Genomic DNA, 14,678 nt, shown 5'->3' on the forward strand with positions numbered 1-14,678 from the left:
AGATCAGAATCCCTTGTCAGGTCCGTCCGCGGGGACCAACTCCGAGAGGAACGGGTTGGTCGCGCGCTCGCGGCCGATTGTGGTCTGGTCGCCGTGGCCGGGCAGGACGGCCGTCTCGTCGGGCATCGTGAGGCACACCCGGGACAGGCTGGCGAGGATCTGCTCGTACGATCCGCCCGGCAGGTCGGTGCGCCCGATGGAGCCGGCGAACAGCAGGTCGCCGGTGAACATCACGTCCGGGATCTGCTGCGCCTTCGGCGTCCGGAACGTCACCGACCCGGGCGTATGGCCCGGCGCATGGTCGACGGTGAAGCTCAGCCCGGCCAGCTCCAGCACCGACCCGTCGGCCAGTTCGCGCACGTCGTCCGGCTCGGACAGCTCCAGCCCGCCGAACAGCTGCTGCCCGGCGCCCAGGGACAGGCCCTTGGCCGGATCGGTCAGCAGGTCGCGGTCGTCGGGGTGGACGTAGGCCGGGACGTCCTTGGCGCCGCAGACCGGGGCCACCGACCAGACGTGATCGAGATGGCCGTGCGTCAGCAGCACCGCGACCGGCTTCAGCCGGTGCTCGCGCAGGATCTCCTCGATCCCGCCCTCGGCGTCCTGGCCGGGATCGATGATCACGCACTCCTCACCGGCGGCGGGCGCCACGACGTAGCAGTTCGCGGCGAACGATCCAGCGGGGAACCCGGCGACGAGCACGGTCGTCCTTCCTTTGAACCATCTCGGGTGGGCGTGTTCGAGGGTACCGGCGCGGCCACGGCCACCGCGAACGAGTTGGCGCGGCCGACGTGTCGCGGGGCGCGGCCCGCCGGGGCGCGGCCGGGCGGGAAAGCGCTCCCTGAACGCGGAGACGCTTTTACTCCCGGGTACCGCTACTATGCGCTGCACGTTCACCTGATCACACCGGAGAGGCGAGGCACGTGGCGGCGAAGGACCGCAAGAAGCAGCTCGCGCGGCAGCGCTACGAGCGCCAGCAGCAGCGGCAGGCGCAGGAGGCGGCGCGGGCGCGCCGACTCAAGATCATCACCGCCGCGGCGGTGGTGGCGGTCATCGTCGTCGGCGGCGCCGCGTTCATGGTGCTCACCAAGGACGACGAGTCCACCGCCGCCGGGCCCAAGTGCACCTACAAGGCGGCCCAGCAGGACGGCGCGCCCAAGGGTGTCGGCACCCCCGCGGGCAAGCCCGCCTACACCGACATCGTCCAGACGACGATGAAGACCAACCAGGGCGACGTGGAGGTGCAGCTGTACGGCGGCAAGGCGCCGTGCACGGTCAACTCCTTCACGTACCTGGCGCAGAAGAACTTCTTCGACAAGACCTCGTGCCACCGGTTGACGAGCGGCGGGCTCAACGTCCTGCAGTGCGGCGACCCGACCGCGAAGGGCACCGGCGGGCCGGGCTACCAGTTCGCCAACGAGAACACCGAAGGCGCCATGTACACCGAGGGCACGCTCGCCATGGCGCACAGCAGCCTGCCGGACTCCAACGGCAGCCAGTTCTTCATGGTCTACAAGGACTCGCAGCTCCCGCCGGACTACACGGTGTTCGGGAAGATCACCAAGGGACTGGACGTGCTGAAGAAGATCGCTGACGCGGGCTCGGACCCGAAGGGCGACGGCAAGCCCAAGAAGAAGGTAGAGATCCAGGACGTCACGATCGCCGGGAAATAGGCGAACGGGATACTAAGGTGTGGAGGGTCCGGTCGCCGTGAGCGCGTCCGGGCCCGCGATTCAGGAGGCAAGGTGTCCAGCGCGACCGATCCCTGGGGCCGGGTGGACGAGGACGGCACCGTCTATGTCAGGACGGCCGACGGCGAGCGGATCGTCGGCTCCTGGCAGGCGGGCGCGCCCGAAGAGGCCCTGGCCTACTTCAAGCGCAAGTACGACGCGCTCGTCACCGAGATCGGCCTGCTCGAACAGCGGGTCCGCACCACCGACCTGCAGCCGGCCCAGGCCCAGCAGGGCATCGACCGGCTGCGTGAGGCCGTCGCCGAGGCGCACGCCGTCGGCGACCTCGGCGCCCTCCTGCGTCGCCTGGAGGGCCTGTCGGAGCAGGTCGGGCGCCGCCGCGAGGAGGTCAAGGCCCAGCGCGAGCAGCACCGGCACGAGGCCCGCGAGATCAAGGAGCGGATCGTCGCCGAGGCCGAGCGCATCGCCGTCGAGGAGACGCACTGGAAGAACGGCGGCGAGCGCCTGCGCCTCCTGGTCGAGGAGTGGAAGGCCGCCGACCGCATCGACCGCCCCACCGAGACCACGCTGTGGAAGCGCCTGTCGGCCGCCCGCAACGCCTTCACCAAGCGCCGCAAGGCCTACTTCGCCACCCTCGACGACCAGCGCGAGGAGGCCCGGCGGGACAAGGAGCGCCTCGTCGCCGAGGCCGAGGCGATGGCGGGCTCCACCGACTGGGGCGACACTGCCGCCGCCTACCGCGACCTGATGCGCCGCTGGAAGCTCGCCGGGCGCGCCTCCCGGGACGCCGAGGAGGACCTGTGGGCCCGCTTCAAGGGCGCCCAGGACACCTTCTTCCAGGCCCGCAGCGCGGCGTTCGCCGAGCGTGACGCCGAGTTCCGCGGCAACGCCGAGGAGAAGGAGAAGATCCTCGCCGAGGCCGAGCGGCTGCTGCCGGTGCGGGACGTCCGGCAGGCCCGCCAGTCCCTGCGCGCGGTCCAGGAGCGCTGGGAGGCCGCCGGGATGGTGCCGCGCGACCAGCGCGACCGTCTCGAAGGGCGGCTCCGCAAGATCGAGGAGGCCGTCCGCTCCGCCGAGGAGAACGAGTGGCGCCGCACCAACCCCGAGGCCCGCGCCCGCGCCGAGGCCACGGTGGGCCAGCTGCGCAGCTCCATCGAGCAGTTGGAGAAGCGGCTCGGCAAGGCCCGTGAGGCCGGCCGCCAGAAGGACGTGAAGGAGGCCGAGGAGGCCCTCAGCGCCCGTCGCGCCTGGCTCGAAGAGGCCGAGCGCACCCTCGCCGAGTTCTCCTGACCTTCTCGCCGCCGCCTTCAGGCCGTCCGGCCCAGGAAGGCGAGCATGCGCGTCTGCTCGTCCGCGCCGCGCGGCGCGGGCAGGGGCGGCGCCAGACGCCCCTCGGTCCGCAGTGAGGCGGCGACCACCTGGGCCGTCGCGAACGCGTGGTGGACGAGGTCGGGGTCGAGGCGCGCCGGCTGGCCCGTCGCCCGGGCCAGGTCCCAGGCGTGCGTCAGCGGCTCCAGGATGTAGGCCTCCAGGAAGTCGCCCAGCGGCAGCTCGCCCAGCCCGTCGAACGGGATGGGGCGGCGGAGCGCGTCGGGGGTGAGGGCCGCCGCGCACTCCTTGCGGGCCGTCCGCCAGCTCATCAGGACGTCGCCCGCGACGAACCGCGCGGGGTCGGTGCTGACGTCCGGCTCGGGCTGTCCCGAGGCCAGCGCCCGGACCAGGAACTGGCCGCCGGTCACGTGGCCGGCGACGTCCCGGGCGGTCCACCCCGAGCAGGGCGACGGCGCGTCCCACCCGTCGCGGGGGACGCCGGCCACCAGGCCCTCGAAGAGGTCGAGGGCCCGGTGGTAGCCGCTGAGGTTGTGAGCCATGGTGGTCAGTGACGCGCGATCCGGCGGCGCTGTCAAGCGCTATCGCGAACCTCGCGGGGACCGGGTCACACGGCGGGGGAGCCGCGCTGCCGGAGCATCGCGTTCATCTGCGTGATCTCCGCCTGCTGCCCTTCCACCATCGTGCGGGCCAGCCGCCGCACCCGGTCGTGCCCCGTGCGCTCCAGCGCCGCCCGCGCCATGCCCACGCCGCCGCGGTGGTGCGCGATCATCAGTTTCAGGAACAGCACCTCGGCGGCGCGGCCGGATGCCTTCTCCAGCTCGGCGAGCTGACCGCGCGTCGCCATGCCCGGCATCGCGGCCCCGCCGCCGCCGTGGCCGCCGTGGCCGGACATCCAGCGCATGCGGCCGGACGGGTCGGCCTTCGGCACGCCCCATTCGTCCAGCCAGGCCGTCATCATGCCGATCTGGGCGGACTGGGTGTTGATGACGTCGTAGGCCAGCAGCCTCGTCCCGGGATCGTCCGTGCGGTCCCTGATGATGAACGACATCTTCACCGCCTGGGCGTGGTGCGCGCTCATGTCGCGGGCGAACCCGGCCTCGGGGCCGTCCGTGCCGGGCCGTTCCGAGCGGGAGACGGCGAGCGCCACCAGGACGGCGCCGGCGAGCAGGACCAGGGCCGCGAGGACGACGGTGGCCCGCCGCCCCCGCGGCGCCGCGGCGCCCTCGCTCACGGGGTGTCCTTGCCGCCGGAGCAGGCCGCGCCCGGCTCGGGGGTCTGCGGGCCCTTCACGAAGGCCCGCAGGAACCGGTCCACCCGCGGATCGGTGGCCTGCTGGAGCTTCACCTGCCTGCCCCACGCGGTGAGCGTGACCGGCGAGTCCTGGTCCGGGTAGGGGCTGAGCAGCGTGTAGTCGGTCGCGGTGACCTTCCCCTTGAGCACGCCGAGCTGGTCCGCGGGAAGGCCGGGCCGGTAGGTGATCCAGACGGCGCCGTGTTCCAGCGAGTGGACGGCGTGCTCGTTCAGCAGCGGCGTCTCGTAGACGCGGCCGTCGCAGTTCTGCCAGACGGGGTTGTGGTCGCCGCCCATCGGCGGACCGGTGTCGTACTTGACGCTGCCGCCGACGTGGCCGCGGCCGAGGCCGTCCTTGGTCACCAGGCCGCGGATGGAGGAGGAGCCGTCGGCGGACGACGACCTGGTCTGCATGAACGTGAAGCCGATGGCGACGACCGCCACCAGGCCGATCACGGCGAAGAACGCGATGCCTCCCCACGGGACCTCGCGCTGTGTCAGCGCGTTCTTCTTGGCGGTGTTGCCGCGCGCGTTCTGGTTACGCGCGCTCTTGTTACGGGCGCTCTTGGACATGCCGGCGGCCTCTCAGGGTGCTGTGGATGTGAACGGACAGGGCAGCGCCGCATCGGGCACAGGCGTGATGCGGGCGGTGCGAACGGCCGAAGGGCCGGTCCGTTTACAGCCGGAGAACCTGGAGGGAGGGCGCGGACGCGGGGACGAGCCGGGTACAGGGCGGCGGGGCGAACGTCCAGCCGAGGCGGGCGGGCAGGCGCGAGACGGGCCGGCGCAGCACGGCGGCCAGCCCCATTAGGACGAGGGTGAACAGGACGGCCAGGCACAGGCACGCGTCCGAGGGGACGGGTGCGGGCACCTTCATCGGGGAGGCGGCCGGCGCGCCCTGTGCGGGGCCCTGAAAGCCGCGGAGCGGCGTTGCGCCGGCACCCGGCTGTTCGTGGCCCGTGGACGCGAAGACGGCGCCGACGGGAACGCTCACGGCGTGCTGGGTGCACACGCGCGCCGGGGGCGCATGGCCCAGCCCGTAGCTGAACACCAGCCCGCCCACGACGAACAGCGCCACGAGCAGCCCTGCCAGCCCGTGGCGTCGACGGGGGGCCGTACCGGACACCGTCACGCTCCTGGTCGCGTCTTCCGGGCTGTTCCAACGCCGCAGCCGTCCTCCGGGTTCCCACCCGCCGGACGCGCGTGCGGGGACTGCGCGTGCGGGAGAATTGCCAGCCGCCCGCGGACCTGCGGGACCGTCCGGGACTGTCCGCGCCGCGAGATAGTGTCGGAGCGTGACCAGCAGGGCGGAATCGGGCGAGCCGGAGGGCCTTTTCGACGCTCCGGAGCGGGACGGGGCGATCCCGGCGGAGGCGCGGGCGAAGCCGCCGGCGGCGCCCGCCCGTGGCGGCGCGGAGCAGCCCCTCGCCGTCCGGATGCGCCCCCGCGCCCTGGACGAGGTCGTCGGGCAGGGCCACCTGCTCGGCCCGGGCACGCCGATCCGGCAGCTCGTCGACCGTGACGTGCCGATGTCGCTCGTGCTGTGGGGCCCGCCGGGCACGGGCAAGACCACCCTCGCCACCGTCGTCAGCCACGTCACCTCGCGCCGCTTCGTGGAGGTCTCCGCGGTCAGCGACGGCGTCAAGCGCGTCCGCGCCGAGATCGACCTGGCGCGCCGGGAGCTCGGCATGACGGGACGGCAGACGGTCCTGTTCGTCGACGAGGTGCACCGCTTCAACAAGGCCCAGCAGGACGCCCTGCTGCCCGCCGTGGAGAACCGCTGGGTGTCCTTCATCGGCGCCACCACCGAGAACCCGTTCTTCTCCGTCATCAGCCCGCTGCTGTCGCGCTCGCTGCTGCTCACCCTGGAGCCGCTCGGCGAGGACGACCTGCGCGAGGTGATCCGCCGCGCCCTCACCGAGGAGCGCGGGCTGAACGGGGCGGTCACCCTCGACCCCGCCGCCGAGGACCACCTCGTCCGGCTGGCCGGCGGCGACGCCCGCCGCACCCTCACCTACCTGGAGGCCGCCGCGCTCGTCGTCGACGACGGCGGGGCGATCGACCCGGACGTGCTGGAGAAGGCCGTCGACCGGGCCGCCGTCCGCTACGACCGGGAGGGCGACCAGCACTACGACGTCATCAGCGCGTTCATCAAGAGCATCCGCGGCAGCGACGTCGACGCGGCGCTGCACTACCTCGCCCGCATGATCGAGGCCGGCGAGGACGCCCGGTTCATCGCCCGGCGGCTGATCGTGCACGCCAGCGAGGACGTCGGCATGGCCGACCCGACCGCGCTGCAGACCGCGGTCGCCGCCGCGCAGGCGGTGGAGTTCGTCGGCCTGCCCGAGGCCCGCATCAACCTGGCCCAGGCGGTGATCCACCTCTCCCTCGCGCCGAAGTCCAACGCGGTGATCACGGCGGTGGACGGCGCGCTCGGCGACGTCCGCAAGGGGCTCGCCGGCCCCGTCCCGGGGCACCTGCGCGACGCCCACTACAAGGGCGCCGCGAAGATCGGGCACGGGCAGGGCTACAAGTACGCGCACGAGCACCCCGGTGGCGTGGTCCGCCAGCAGTACGCGCCCGACGCGGTCGACGGACGGGAGTACTATCGCCCGACCAGGCACGGCGCGGAAGCCCGGTTCACCGAGGTGCTCGCGCGGATCCGCTCCGTGCTGCGCGGCGCCGGGGACCGGCGATGATCGTTCTCCGCCGCCCGGTGCTCCCGCCATGCGGCCTGGTGGACCGGTAAGGTCTGTCAGGCCATGCCCGGCCCCGTGCCGACCTCACGTGAACGGAAAGCCCTGATGCTTACTGGTGGACAGCTAGCAGGCCTCATCGTGGCCGTGTTCTGGGCGGTGCTCGTCTCGTTCGTCGCGCTCACCCTGCTGAAGCTCTCCAAACTCCTCGGCGAGGCCAGCGAGCTCGTCCGCGACATCGGCGAGCAGGCCGGCCCGCTGATGGACGACATGACCCGGACGGTGAAGCGCGCCAACGAGCAGCTCGGCCGCACCGACGTCATCACCAGGCAGGTCGCCGGCGTCACCCAGAACGTCTCGGCCGTCACCACCGTGATGACCTCGGTGGTCGGCGGGCCGCTGGTGAAGGCCGCCGCCTTCTCCTACGGCGTCCGCAAGGCCCTCGGCAACCGCGACGGGGAGGAGCGCGCCGCGTCCGGACGTCCGGAGCTGCCGGCCCGCTCCCCGGGGAGGGGGCGCAAATGAGGCGGCTGTTCTGGCTCTCGGTCGGCGCCGGCGCCGGCGTCTACGCCTCGCACCGCGTCAAGCGGCGCGTGGAGCGCTTCGCGCGCGCCTGGTCGCCCGAGGGCGTGGCGGCGCGGGCGGTGTCGACCGGGCAGGGCGCCGGCGAGCGGCTGAGGCTTTTCGCCTCCGACGTCCGTACCGAGATGCGGGCCCGTGAGGAGGAGCTGCGCGAGGCCGTCCAAATGGACCAGGCCCCGCCGGACGGCGGGGGGCCGCAGGCCCGCCGCGTGCTCAAGGCGAGATACACGATCATCGAGAACGACAAGGATGGCCACTGATATGGAGTCGGCAGAGGTCGCGCGCCGCTTCCTCGGATTCTTCGAGGAGCGCGGGCACACGGTGGTGCCCTCGGCCAGCCTGGTCGCCGAGGACCCGACCCTGCTTCTGGTCAACGCCGGCATGGTCCCCTTCAAGCCGTACTTCCTCGGCCAGCGCACCCCTCCGTCCCAGCGGATGACGAGCGCCCAGAAGTGCGTGCGCACGCCCGACATCGAGGAGGTCGGCAGGACCACCCGGCACGCCACCTTCTTCCAGATGCTGGGCAACTTCTCCATCGGCGACTACTTCAAGGAGCAGGCGATCCCGTTCGCCTGGGAGCTGCTGACCCGGTCGCGGGTCGACGGCGGCTTCGGGTTTCCCGAGGAGAAGCTGTGGGTCACCGTCTTCAAGGACGACGACGAGGCCCAGAGCATCTGGCACGACAAGGTCGGCGTCCCCCTCGACCGCATCCAGCGGCGCGGCATGGAGGACAACTTCTGGTCGATGGGCGTGCCCGGCCCGTGCGGCCCCTGCTCGGAGATCTACTACGACCGCGGCCCCGAGTACGGCCGCGAGGGCGGGCCGGTCGCCGACGAGGACCGCTACCTGGAGGTCTGGAACCTCGTCTTCATGCAGTTCGAGCGGGGTCCCGGGGAGAGCAAGACCGACTTCCCGATCCTCGGCGACCTGCCGGCCAAGAACATCGACACCGGCATGGGCCTGGAGCGCATGGCGGCGATCCTTCAGGGCGTCGACAACATCTATGAGACCGACACCCTCTGGCGGGTCCTCGACCGCGCCGCGGGGCTGACCGGCACCTCCTACGGGCGCGACCACCGCGCGGACGTGTCGCTGCGCGTCGTCGCCGACCACGTCCGCAGCGGCACGATGATGGTCGCCGACGGCATCCGCCCCGGCAACGAGGGCCGCGGCTACGTGCTGCGCCGCATCCTGCGCCGCTCCATCCGCAACCTGCGCCTGCTCGGCGGGCAGGACGCCGGGCTCATGCACGAGCTGACCGCCGTCGCGATCCAGGCGATGGGCGAGCAGTACCCGGAGCTGGTGCGCACCGCCGCGAACATCCACACCGTCATCGACGCCGAGGAGGACTCCTTCCTCCAGACGCTGCGCACCGGCACCGCGATCTTCGACACCGCCGTCGAGGACACCCGGCGCTCCGGCGGCGCGACCCTGGCGGGCGACCAGGCGTTCAAGCTGCACGACACCTACGGCTTCCCGATCGACCTCACCCTGGAGATGGCGTCCGAACAGGGCCTCCAGGTGGACGAGGCGGGCTTCCGCCGGCTCATGAAGGAGCAGCGGGACCGCGCGAAGAAGGACGCCCGCGACAAGAAGACCGGCAACCTCGACGTGTCCGTCCTGGACGAGCTGCTCACCGGCGCCGGCGGCAGGGTCGACTTCACCGGCTACGGCAGCCTCGCCGGCGACGCCCGCCTCGTGGGGCTGCTGGTGAACGGCGCCAACGCGCCCGCCGCGGGGGAGGGCACCGAGGTCGAGGTCGTCCTCGACCGCACCCCGTTCTACGCCGAGGGCGGCGGCCAGCTCGCCGACCACGGCCTGATCCGGTTCGGCAACGGCGCCGTGGTCGAGGTGACCGACGTGCAGGCGCCCCTCGCCGGGCTCATCGTGCACCGCGGGCGGGTCCGCAGCGGCGAGGCGCAGGCCGGCGACTCGGCCTACGCCGAGGTCGACGTGGAGCGGCGCCGGGCGATCTCCCGATCGCACACCGCCACCCACATGGTGCACGCCGGGTTCCGCCGCGCGCTCGGCGAGTCCGCCGCGCAGGCCGGCTCGGAGAACTCGCCCGGCCGGTTCCGGTTCGACTTCACCGCGTCCGGGGCCGTCCCCGCGAGCGTGCTGCGCGACGTCGAGGACGAGGTCAACGAGGTCCTGGTCGGCGACCTGGACGTGCGCGCCTTCCACACCTCGATCGACGAGGCCCGCGCGATGGGCGCGCTCGCGCTGTTCGGCGAGAAGTACGGCGACGAGGTCCGGGTCGTCGAGGTCGGCGACTACTCCCGCGAGCTGTGCGGCGGCACCCACGTCGCCCGGAGCGGGCAGCTCGGCCTGGTCAAGGTGCTGGGCGAGTCGTCCATCGGCGCCGGCGTCCGGCGCGTCGAGGCGCTCGTCGGCATCGACGCCTTCCGCTTCCTGGCCCGCGAGAGCGTCCTCGTGGCGCAGCTCGCCGAGCAGATGAAGACCCGCAAGGAGGAGCTGCCCGAACGCCTCTCCGGCGTGGTCTCCCGGCTGCGGGACGCCGAGAAGGAGCTGGAGAAGCTGCGCTCGCAGCAGGTCCTCGCGATCGCCGGGTCCCTCGCGGAGGGCGCCAAGGACGTGGGCGGCACCGCGTTCGTGGGGCACCGCGCCCCCGACGGCACCGGCGCCGACGACCTGCGCAAGCTCGCCGTCGACATCCGCGGCCGCCTCACCGCGCGCCCCGCGGTCGTGATGGTCGCCGGCGTGCCGAAGGACCGTCCCGTCGTGGTCATCGCCGTCACCCAGGGCGCACGCGACCGCGGCCTCAAGGCGGGCGCGCTCGTCGGCCTGGCCGCCAAGGCGCTCGGCGGAGGCGGCGGCGGCAAGGACGACCTGGCCCAGGGGGGCGGCGCCAACCCCGCCGCGATCGGCGATGCCCTCGCCGCCGTCGAGCAGGCAGCAGGGGCCGCGTGAGCCCGGCACGACGGGGCGGGAGAAGCGAGCCGCGCCACCGCCGGGCGGAGGCGAGGCGATGAGGCCCGCGAGGTGCGCGGCGTCGGCTGGACTGAGGAGCGCGCGGAGCGACGGAGGAGTGAGCACGCGACGAGGGAAGCCGGTGCCTGGTGGCGCTCCGAGCCGCCGAGCGGAGGCGAGGCGATGAGGCCCGCGAGGTGCGCGGCGTCGGCTGGACTGAGGAGCGCGCGGAGCGACGGAGGAGTGAGCACGCGACGAGGGAAGCCGGTGCCTGGTGGCGCTCCGAGCCGCCGAGCGGAGGCGAGGCGATGAGGCAGGGCGTCAGGCTCGGGGTCGATGTGGGGAGCGTGCGGGTCGGGGTCGCCCGGTGCGATCCCGGCGGGATCCTCGCGTCTCCGCTGGAGACGGTGAAGAGCGGCAAGGGCGACGTCGACCGGCTCGTGGACCTGGTCGCCGAGCACGAGGCGATCGAGGTCGTCGTCGGGCTGCCCACCTCGCTGTCGGGGCGGGAGGGGCCGGCGGCGCAGTCGGCGCGCAGGTTCGCGGTCAGGCTCGCCGGCCGCCTTCCCGCGGAGACGGTCCGGCTGCACGACGAGCGGCTCACGACCGTGACCGCCGAGAGCGGCCTGCGGGCCGGCGGCGTGCACGGCCAGGCGCGGCGCAAGGTCGTCGACCAGGCCGCCGCGGCGGTCCTGCTCCAGGCGGCCCTCGACGCCGAACGGTTGACCGGACGCCCCCCGGGCGAGATCGTCCAGGGGAGCTCATGAACGACTTGGACCTCTTCTCCGACCCGTACGGCGACGGGCCTCCGCCCGAGGAGACCCGCGGCCGGCGGGACCAGCGGCGCCGGCGCAAGCGCCAGAAGCGCCGCAGGCGCAGCGGGCGTGCCGCCGCGCTGTTCGCGATGGCGTTCCTCGTGGCCGTGTTCGGCACCGGCGGCGTCCTCGGGTACGCGTGGCTCGACAACAAGTGGCACCCGCCGGACTACGAGGGAGAGGGCTCCGGCAAGGTCACCGTCCAGATCAGCGACGGCGCGAGCGGGTCGGTGATCGGGACGACGCTGGAGCAGCACAAGGTCGTCAAGAGCTCCCAGGCCTTCGTGAAGACCTACAACAAGGAGACCCGCGCCTCCAGCATCCAGCCGGGCTTCTACCAGATGCGGCTGCAGATGTCCTCGGCCGCGGCGATGGCGCTGCTGCTGGACCCGAAGTCGCGGGCCGGGAACCAGGTCACGATCCCCGAGGGCCGGCGGGCCATCGAGGTCTTCGAGCTGCTGGCGAAGAAGACCGGGATCTCCGTCAAGGAGTTCCAGGCGGTGGCGAAGCGGCCGAAGAACCTCGGGCTGCCCTCCTACGCGCGGGGCAAGGTCGAGGGGTACCTGTACCCGGGACGCTACGACCTGGACCCGAACGGCTCGGCGGAGCAGATTCTCAAGGAGATGGTGGGCCGGTTCACCAAGGAGGCCGACAGCGTCGACCTCGTCGCCGAGGCGCGCAAGGCGCACCTGAACCCGGCGACGGTCATCACGCTCGCCAGCCTGGTCCAGGCCGAGGGCGGCAAGCCCAGCGACCTGCCGAAGATCTCCCGGGTCATCTACAACCGGGTGGACAAGGGCATGAAGCTGCAGTTCGACACCACGGTGCTGTACGCGCTGAACGAGCGGCGGCTGACCGTCACCGAGAAGGACCTGCAGACCGAATCGCCCTACAACACCTACCTGCACGTGGGCCTTCCGCCCGGCCCGATCGCCAATCCCGGACCGGACGCGATCGAGGCCGCGCTGGCTCCGGCGGAGGGGACGTGGCTGTACTTCATCGCCACCGACCCGACGAACAAGGTCACCAAGTTCGCCACGACGGAGCAGGAGCGGCTGGCGATCGAGAAGGAGTTCCGGGCCTGGCAGAAGGCGCACCCGGGCCAATGACCGACGGGACGGGCCGCCGCGCGGCGGTTTTGGGGTCGCCGATCGCGCATTCGCTCTCGCCGGTGCTGCACCGGGCGGCGTACGCGGCGATGGGGCTGGACGCCTGGTCCTACGACGCGGTCGAGTGCGGTGAGGACGGTCTGGCCGCGCTGCTGGACGGGCTCGGGCCGGAATGGGCGGGCCTGTCGCTGACCATGCCGCTCAAACGCGTCGCGCTCGGCCTGGTCGACACGGTCTCGGACCTGGCGGCGAAGGTCGGGGGCGCGAACACGATCGTCCTGCGGGACGGGCGGCGGCACGGGGACAACACCGATGTGTACGGCATCGAGACGGCGCTCGCCGAGGCGGGGCTGAAGGCCCCGGCCGAGGCGCTGGTGCTGGGCGGCGGCGCGACGGCGGCGTCCGCGCTGGCCGCCCTCGCCGGGCTCGGCACGCGCGAGGCCGTCCTCGCGGTGCGGACGCCGGAGCGCGCCGCCGGCGCGGCCGAGGTGGGGGAGCGGTTCGGGCTCGCGGTGCGGGTCGTGCCGCTCGGTGAGGCGTCCGCGCACCTGCCCGCGGAGCTGGTCGTGTCGACCCTTCCCGGAGGGGCCGCCGACGTGTTCGCCGAGCCGGTCGCCGAGTCCGGCGCGGCCTTGTTCGACGTCGTGTACGCGCCGTGGCCCACGGCGCTCGCGGCGGCCGTCGAGCGCGCGGGCGGCACGGCCGTCGGCGGGTTCGCGATGCTCCTGCACCAGGCCGTCCGGCAGGTGGCCATGATGACGGGCCGCGATGACGTGCCGGTGGAGGCGATGCGCGCCGCGGGCGAGGCGGAGCTGGCCCGCCGCGCCTGACCCCGCCTCAGGGCGGGGCGCGCTGGGCACGGCGCCGCTTCACCGACTCGTCGATGCTGGTGAGGACGATGGGCAGGATCACGCTGAGCCAGAAGTCCTTCCAGCCCCACACGCCCGCGGCGACGCCGAGCGCACTGCCGGCGCACACGAGGCTCAGCAGGAACGCCGCCCAGTGCCGCTGGGCCAGCCCGATCGGGTCGACGATGCGGCGGTGCGGGAGCAGGTCGGCCAGCGGACGCTCCCGGGCGTGGGCGCGCTGCACGACCATCGCGTCCGGCAGCCAGTGCAGGACGTCGGCGTTCCCGGCGAGCGGGATCCGGGACAGGGCGACCAGCGTCTCCAGCCGCCACCACAGCGTCCACAGCGACGTGCGCCCGCTGCCCGGGTAGCCGTTCCAGCGCGGGTCGGCGACCTCCCCGCGCACCAGCGTCCGGAACGCGCGGGCGACGGTGGGCCCGTGCGGTCCGCGCGGGTCCCGCAGCAGCGCGGTGAGCGCGATCGGCAGCCCGTAGTGCCACAGGGCGAGACGCCATACCGGCTCCGGCCCGGCGCCGCGTTCCGACACGGTGCGCGGCGAGACGCCGTAGGTCTCGATCCAGGTGTGGTCGTCGTCGGGGTCGAGGTGCTCCAGCAGCCAGTCGTAGGCGTCCAGCAGCCGCTCGGTCCTCAGGTCGGGGCGCGCCTCGGCCAGCGTCACCAACGCGAAGGCGGTGTGCGTGACGGTGGGCCGGGACGCCGGCGTCGGGCCCCAGGCGGGACGGTGCGCGGTCCGGTCCGCCGTCAGCCACTCCACGCCGCGGTCGACGGCGGGGTCGTAGGGGTTGAGCTGGCTGAGCGCGCGGAGCGCCAGGCACGTCAGCCACACCCGGGACGGGCAGCCGCGCAGTGAGCCCCATCCACCGTCGGGGTTCTGGTTGTACAGCAGCCACCGGTAGGCGCGCTCCAGGTCGGGGGCGTCCTCGCGCAGGTCGCAGCGGGCGCGGGCGAGGAAGCGCGCGATCCAGCCGGTCGCCTCGACCACCGGCATGCCGAGGCTGGTCCTGGTGGCCCAGCCGCCGTCGCGCAGCGGGTCGTCGGACCGGGTCTGCCGGGCGGCGAGGAGTTCTAGGCCGTCGTCGAAGTGCTCGAACGCCCGCCCCGCTTCGGCGAACGCCATCAGCCCGAGGGCGGTGGCGGTGGTGCCGGGTTCCGGCCGCGCGAGTTCGTGGTACCAGCCCCCCCCGGTGCCGAGCGCGGGGGCGTAGGTGTCGCGCAGGACGTCCAGCGACTCGTTCAGCCGGGCGTCGAGGACGGCCAGGTCGATGATCGGGGGGTCGGCGCCGCGGCGCCAGGCGGCGGAGCGGGCGGCGCGGGGCGCACGGGGCGCACGGGACGGGAGCGGGGGTGTCTGGTTCACGTTCTTGCC

General features: G+C 73.3%; 15 protein-coding genes. 9 read left to right on the plus strand and 6 right to left on the minus strand.

Features of this window, described 5'->3' with window-relative positions; translation table 11 throughout:
- Window positions 1-3: 3 nt before the first annotated feature.
- Window positions 4-699 (minus strand): MBL fold metallo-hydrolase, encoded by a 696-nt coding sequence (locus BJ999_RS18785; protein WP_179834494.1) that lies wholly within the window; start codon window positions 697-699, stop codon window positions 4-6.
- A gap of 221 nt (window positions 700-920) precedes the next feature.
- On the opposite strand from BJ999_RS18785, the gene BJ999_RS18790 reads away from it, so the two are divergent.
- Both BJ999_RS18790 and BJ999_RS18795 read left to right on the plus strand, forming a co-directional pair.
- Entirely contained in the window at window positions 921-1,670 is a 750-nt protein-coding gene (locus BJ999_RS18790; RefSeq protein WP_179834495.1) for a peptidylprolyl isomerase, read from the plus strand.
- Window positions 1,671-1,742: 72 nt separating this feature from the next.
- Window positions 1,743-2,978, plus strand: a complete 1,236-nt coding sequence (locus BJ999_RS18795; RefSeq protein WP_179834496.1) for a DUF349 domain-containing protein — start codon at window positions 1,743-1,745, stop codon at window positions 2,976-2,978.
- A gap of 17 nt (window positions 2,979-2,995) precedes the next feature.
- Here the strand turns inward: BJ999_RS18795 and BJ999_RS18800 are convergent, their stop codons facing one another.
- The 4 genes from BJ999_RS18800 to BJ999_RS18815 all read right to left on the minus strand — a co-directional run bounded on the left by BJ999_RS18800 (window position 2,996) and on the right by BJ999_RS18815 (window position 5,436).
- A complete protein-coding gene (locus tag BJ999_RS18800; RefSeq protein ID WP_179834497.1) occupies window positions 2,996-3,559 on the minus strand; it encodes a TIGR03086 family metal-binding protein in 564 nt (187 codons plus the stop codon).
- 65 nt (window positions 3,560-3,624) lie between these two features.
- Window positions 3,625-4,251 carry a DUF305 domain-containing protein gene (locus BJ999_RS18805; protein WP_179834498.1) on the minus strand — a complete coding sequence of 209 codons (627 nt, stop codon included), beginning with the start codon at window positions 4,249-4,251 and terminating at the stop codon, window positions 3,625-3,627.
- Window positions 4,248-4,883 (minus strand): DUF3105 domain-containing protein, encoded by a 636-nt coding sequence (locus BJ999_RS18810; RefSeq protein ID WP_179834499.1) that lies wholly within the window; start codon window positions 4,881-4,883, stop codon window positions 4,248-4,250. Before BJ999_RS18810 ends, BJ999_RS18805 begins: the two co-directional genes overlap by 4 nt.
- Window positions 4,884-4,986: 103 nt before the next feature.
- Entirely contained in the window at window positions 4,987-5,436 is a 450-nt protein-coding gene (locus BJ999_RS18815; protein ID WP_179834500.1) for a hypothetical protein, read from the minus strand.
- Between the two features lie 310 nt (window positions 5,437-5,746).
- Here BJ999_RS18815 and BJ999_RS18820 point away from each other — a divergent pair, with 310 nt between their 5' ends.
- From BJ999_RS18820 to BJ999_RS18850, 7 genes are all read left to right on the plus strand, one after another.
- On the plus strand, window positions 5,747-7,009 hold the full coding sequence (locus tag BJ999_RS18820; RefSeq protein WP_218935921.1) for a replication-associated recombination protein A: 1,263 nt from the start codon (window positions 5,747-5,749) through the stop codon (window positions 7,007-7,009).
- Between the two features lie 105 nt (window positions 7,010-7,114).
- Window positions 7,115-7,531, plus strand: a complete 417-nt coding sequence (locus BJ999_RS18825; protein ID WP_179834501.1) for a DUF948 domain-containing protein — start codon at window positions 7,115-7,117, stop codon at window positions 7,529-7,531.
- Entirely contained in the window at window positions 7,528-7,848 is a 321-nt protein-coding gene (locus tag BJ999_RS18830) for a hypothetical protein (protein WP_179834502.1), read from the plus strand. The genes BJ999_RS18825 and BJ999_RS18830 overlap by 4 nt, the downstream gene beginning before the upstream one ends.
- A gap of 1 nt (window position 7,849) precedes the next feature.
- A complete protein-coding gene (gene alaS, locus BJ999_RS18835) occupies window positions 7,850-10,519 on the plus strand; it encodes an alanine--tRNA ligase (RefSeq protein ID WP_179834503.1) in 2,670 nt (889 codons plus the stop codon).
- A 308-nt stretch (window positions 10,520-10,827) separates the two neighbouring features.
- The gene (gene ruvX / locus BJ999_RS18840; RefSeq protein ID WP_179834504.1) at window positions 10,828-11,286 is read left to right on the plus strand and encodes a Holliday junction resolvase RuvX; all 459 of its coding nucleotides are present in this window, start codon (window positions 10,828-10,830) and stop codon (window positions 11,284-11,286) included.
- Window positions 11,283-12,443, plus strand: coding sequence for an endolytic transglycosylase MltG (mltG, locus tag BJ999_RS18845; protein WP_179834505.1), 1,161 nt, complete (start codon window positions 11,283-11,285; stop codon window positions 12,441-12,443). The genes ruvX and mltG overlap by 4 nt, the downstream gene beginning before the upstream one ends.
- Window positions 12,440-13,273, plus strand: coding sequence for a shikimate dehydrogenase (locus BJ999_RS18850; RefSeq protein WP_179834506.1), 834 nt, complete (start codon window positions 12,440-12,442; stop codon window positions 13,271-13,273). The genes mltG and BJ999_RS18850 overlap by 4 nt, the downstream gene beginning before the upstream one ends.
- A gap of 7 nt (window positions 13,274-13,280) precedes the next feature.
- On the opposite strand, the gene BJ999_RS18855 is transcribed toward BJ999_RS18850, so the two are convergent.
- On the minus strand, window positions 13,281-14,669 hold the full coding sequence (locus BJ999_RS18855) for a prenyltransferase/squalene oxidase repeat-containing protein (RefSeq protein ID WP_179834507.1): 1,389 nt from the start codon (window positions 14,667-14,669) through the stop codon (window positions 13,281-13,283).
- Window positions 14,670-14,678 lie beyond the last annotated feature (9 nt).

Source organism: Actinomadura citrea, assembly GCF_013409045.1.
GTDB lineage: Bacteria > Actinomycetota > Actinomycetes > Streptosporangiales > Streptosporangiaceae > Spirillospora > Spirillospora citrea.

Excerpts from the sequence above, each read along its gene's own strand:
- BJ999_RS18800 (WP_179834497.1), bottom strand. The coding sequence starts at position 3,559 with ATGGCTCACAACCTCAGCGGCTACCACCGGGCCCTCGACCTCTTCGAG.
- BJ999_RS18810 (WP_179834499.1), bottom strand. The coding sequence starts at position 4,883 with ATGTCCAAGAGCGCCCGTAACAAGAGCGCGCGTAACCAGAACGCGCGC.
- BJ999_RS18820 (WP_218935921.1), top strand. The coding sequence starts at position 5,747 with ATGCGCCCCCGCGCCCTGGACGAGGTCGTCGGGCAGGGCCACCTGCTC.
- BJ999_RS18825 (WP_179834501.1), top strand. The coding sequence starts at position 7,115 with ATGCTTACTGGTGGACAGCTAGCAGGCCTCATCGTGGCCGTGTTCTGG.
- BJ999_RS18830 (WP_179834502.1), top strand. The coding sequence starts at position 7,528 with ATGAGGCGGCTGTTCTGGCTCTCGGTCGGCGCCGGCGCCGGCGTCTAC.
- alaS (WP_179834503.1), top strand. The coding sequence starts at position 7,850 with ATGGAGTCGGCAGAGGTCGCGCGCCGCTTCCTCGGATTCTTCGAGGAG.
- ruvX (WP_179834504.1), top strand. The coding sequence starts at position 10,828 with ATGAGGCAGGGCGTCAGGCTCGGGGTCGATGTGGGGAGCGTGCGGGTC.
- mltG (WP_179834505.1), top strand. The coding sequence starts at position 11,283 with ATGAACGACTTGGACCTCTTCTCCGACCCGTACGGCGACGGGCCTCCG.
- BJ999_RS18850 (WP_179834506.1), top strand. The coding sequence starts at position 12,440 with ATGACCGACGGGACGGGCCGCCGCGCGGCGGTTTTGGGGTCGCCGATC.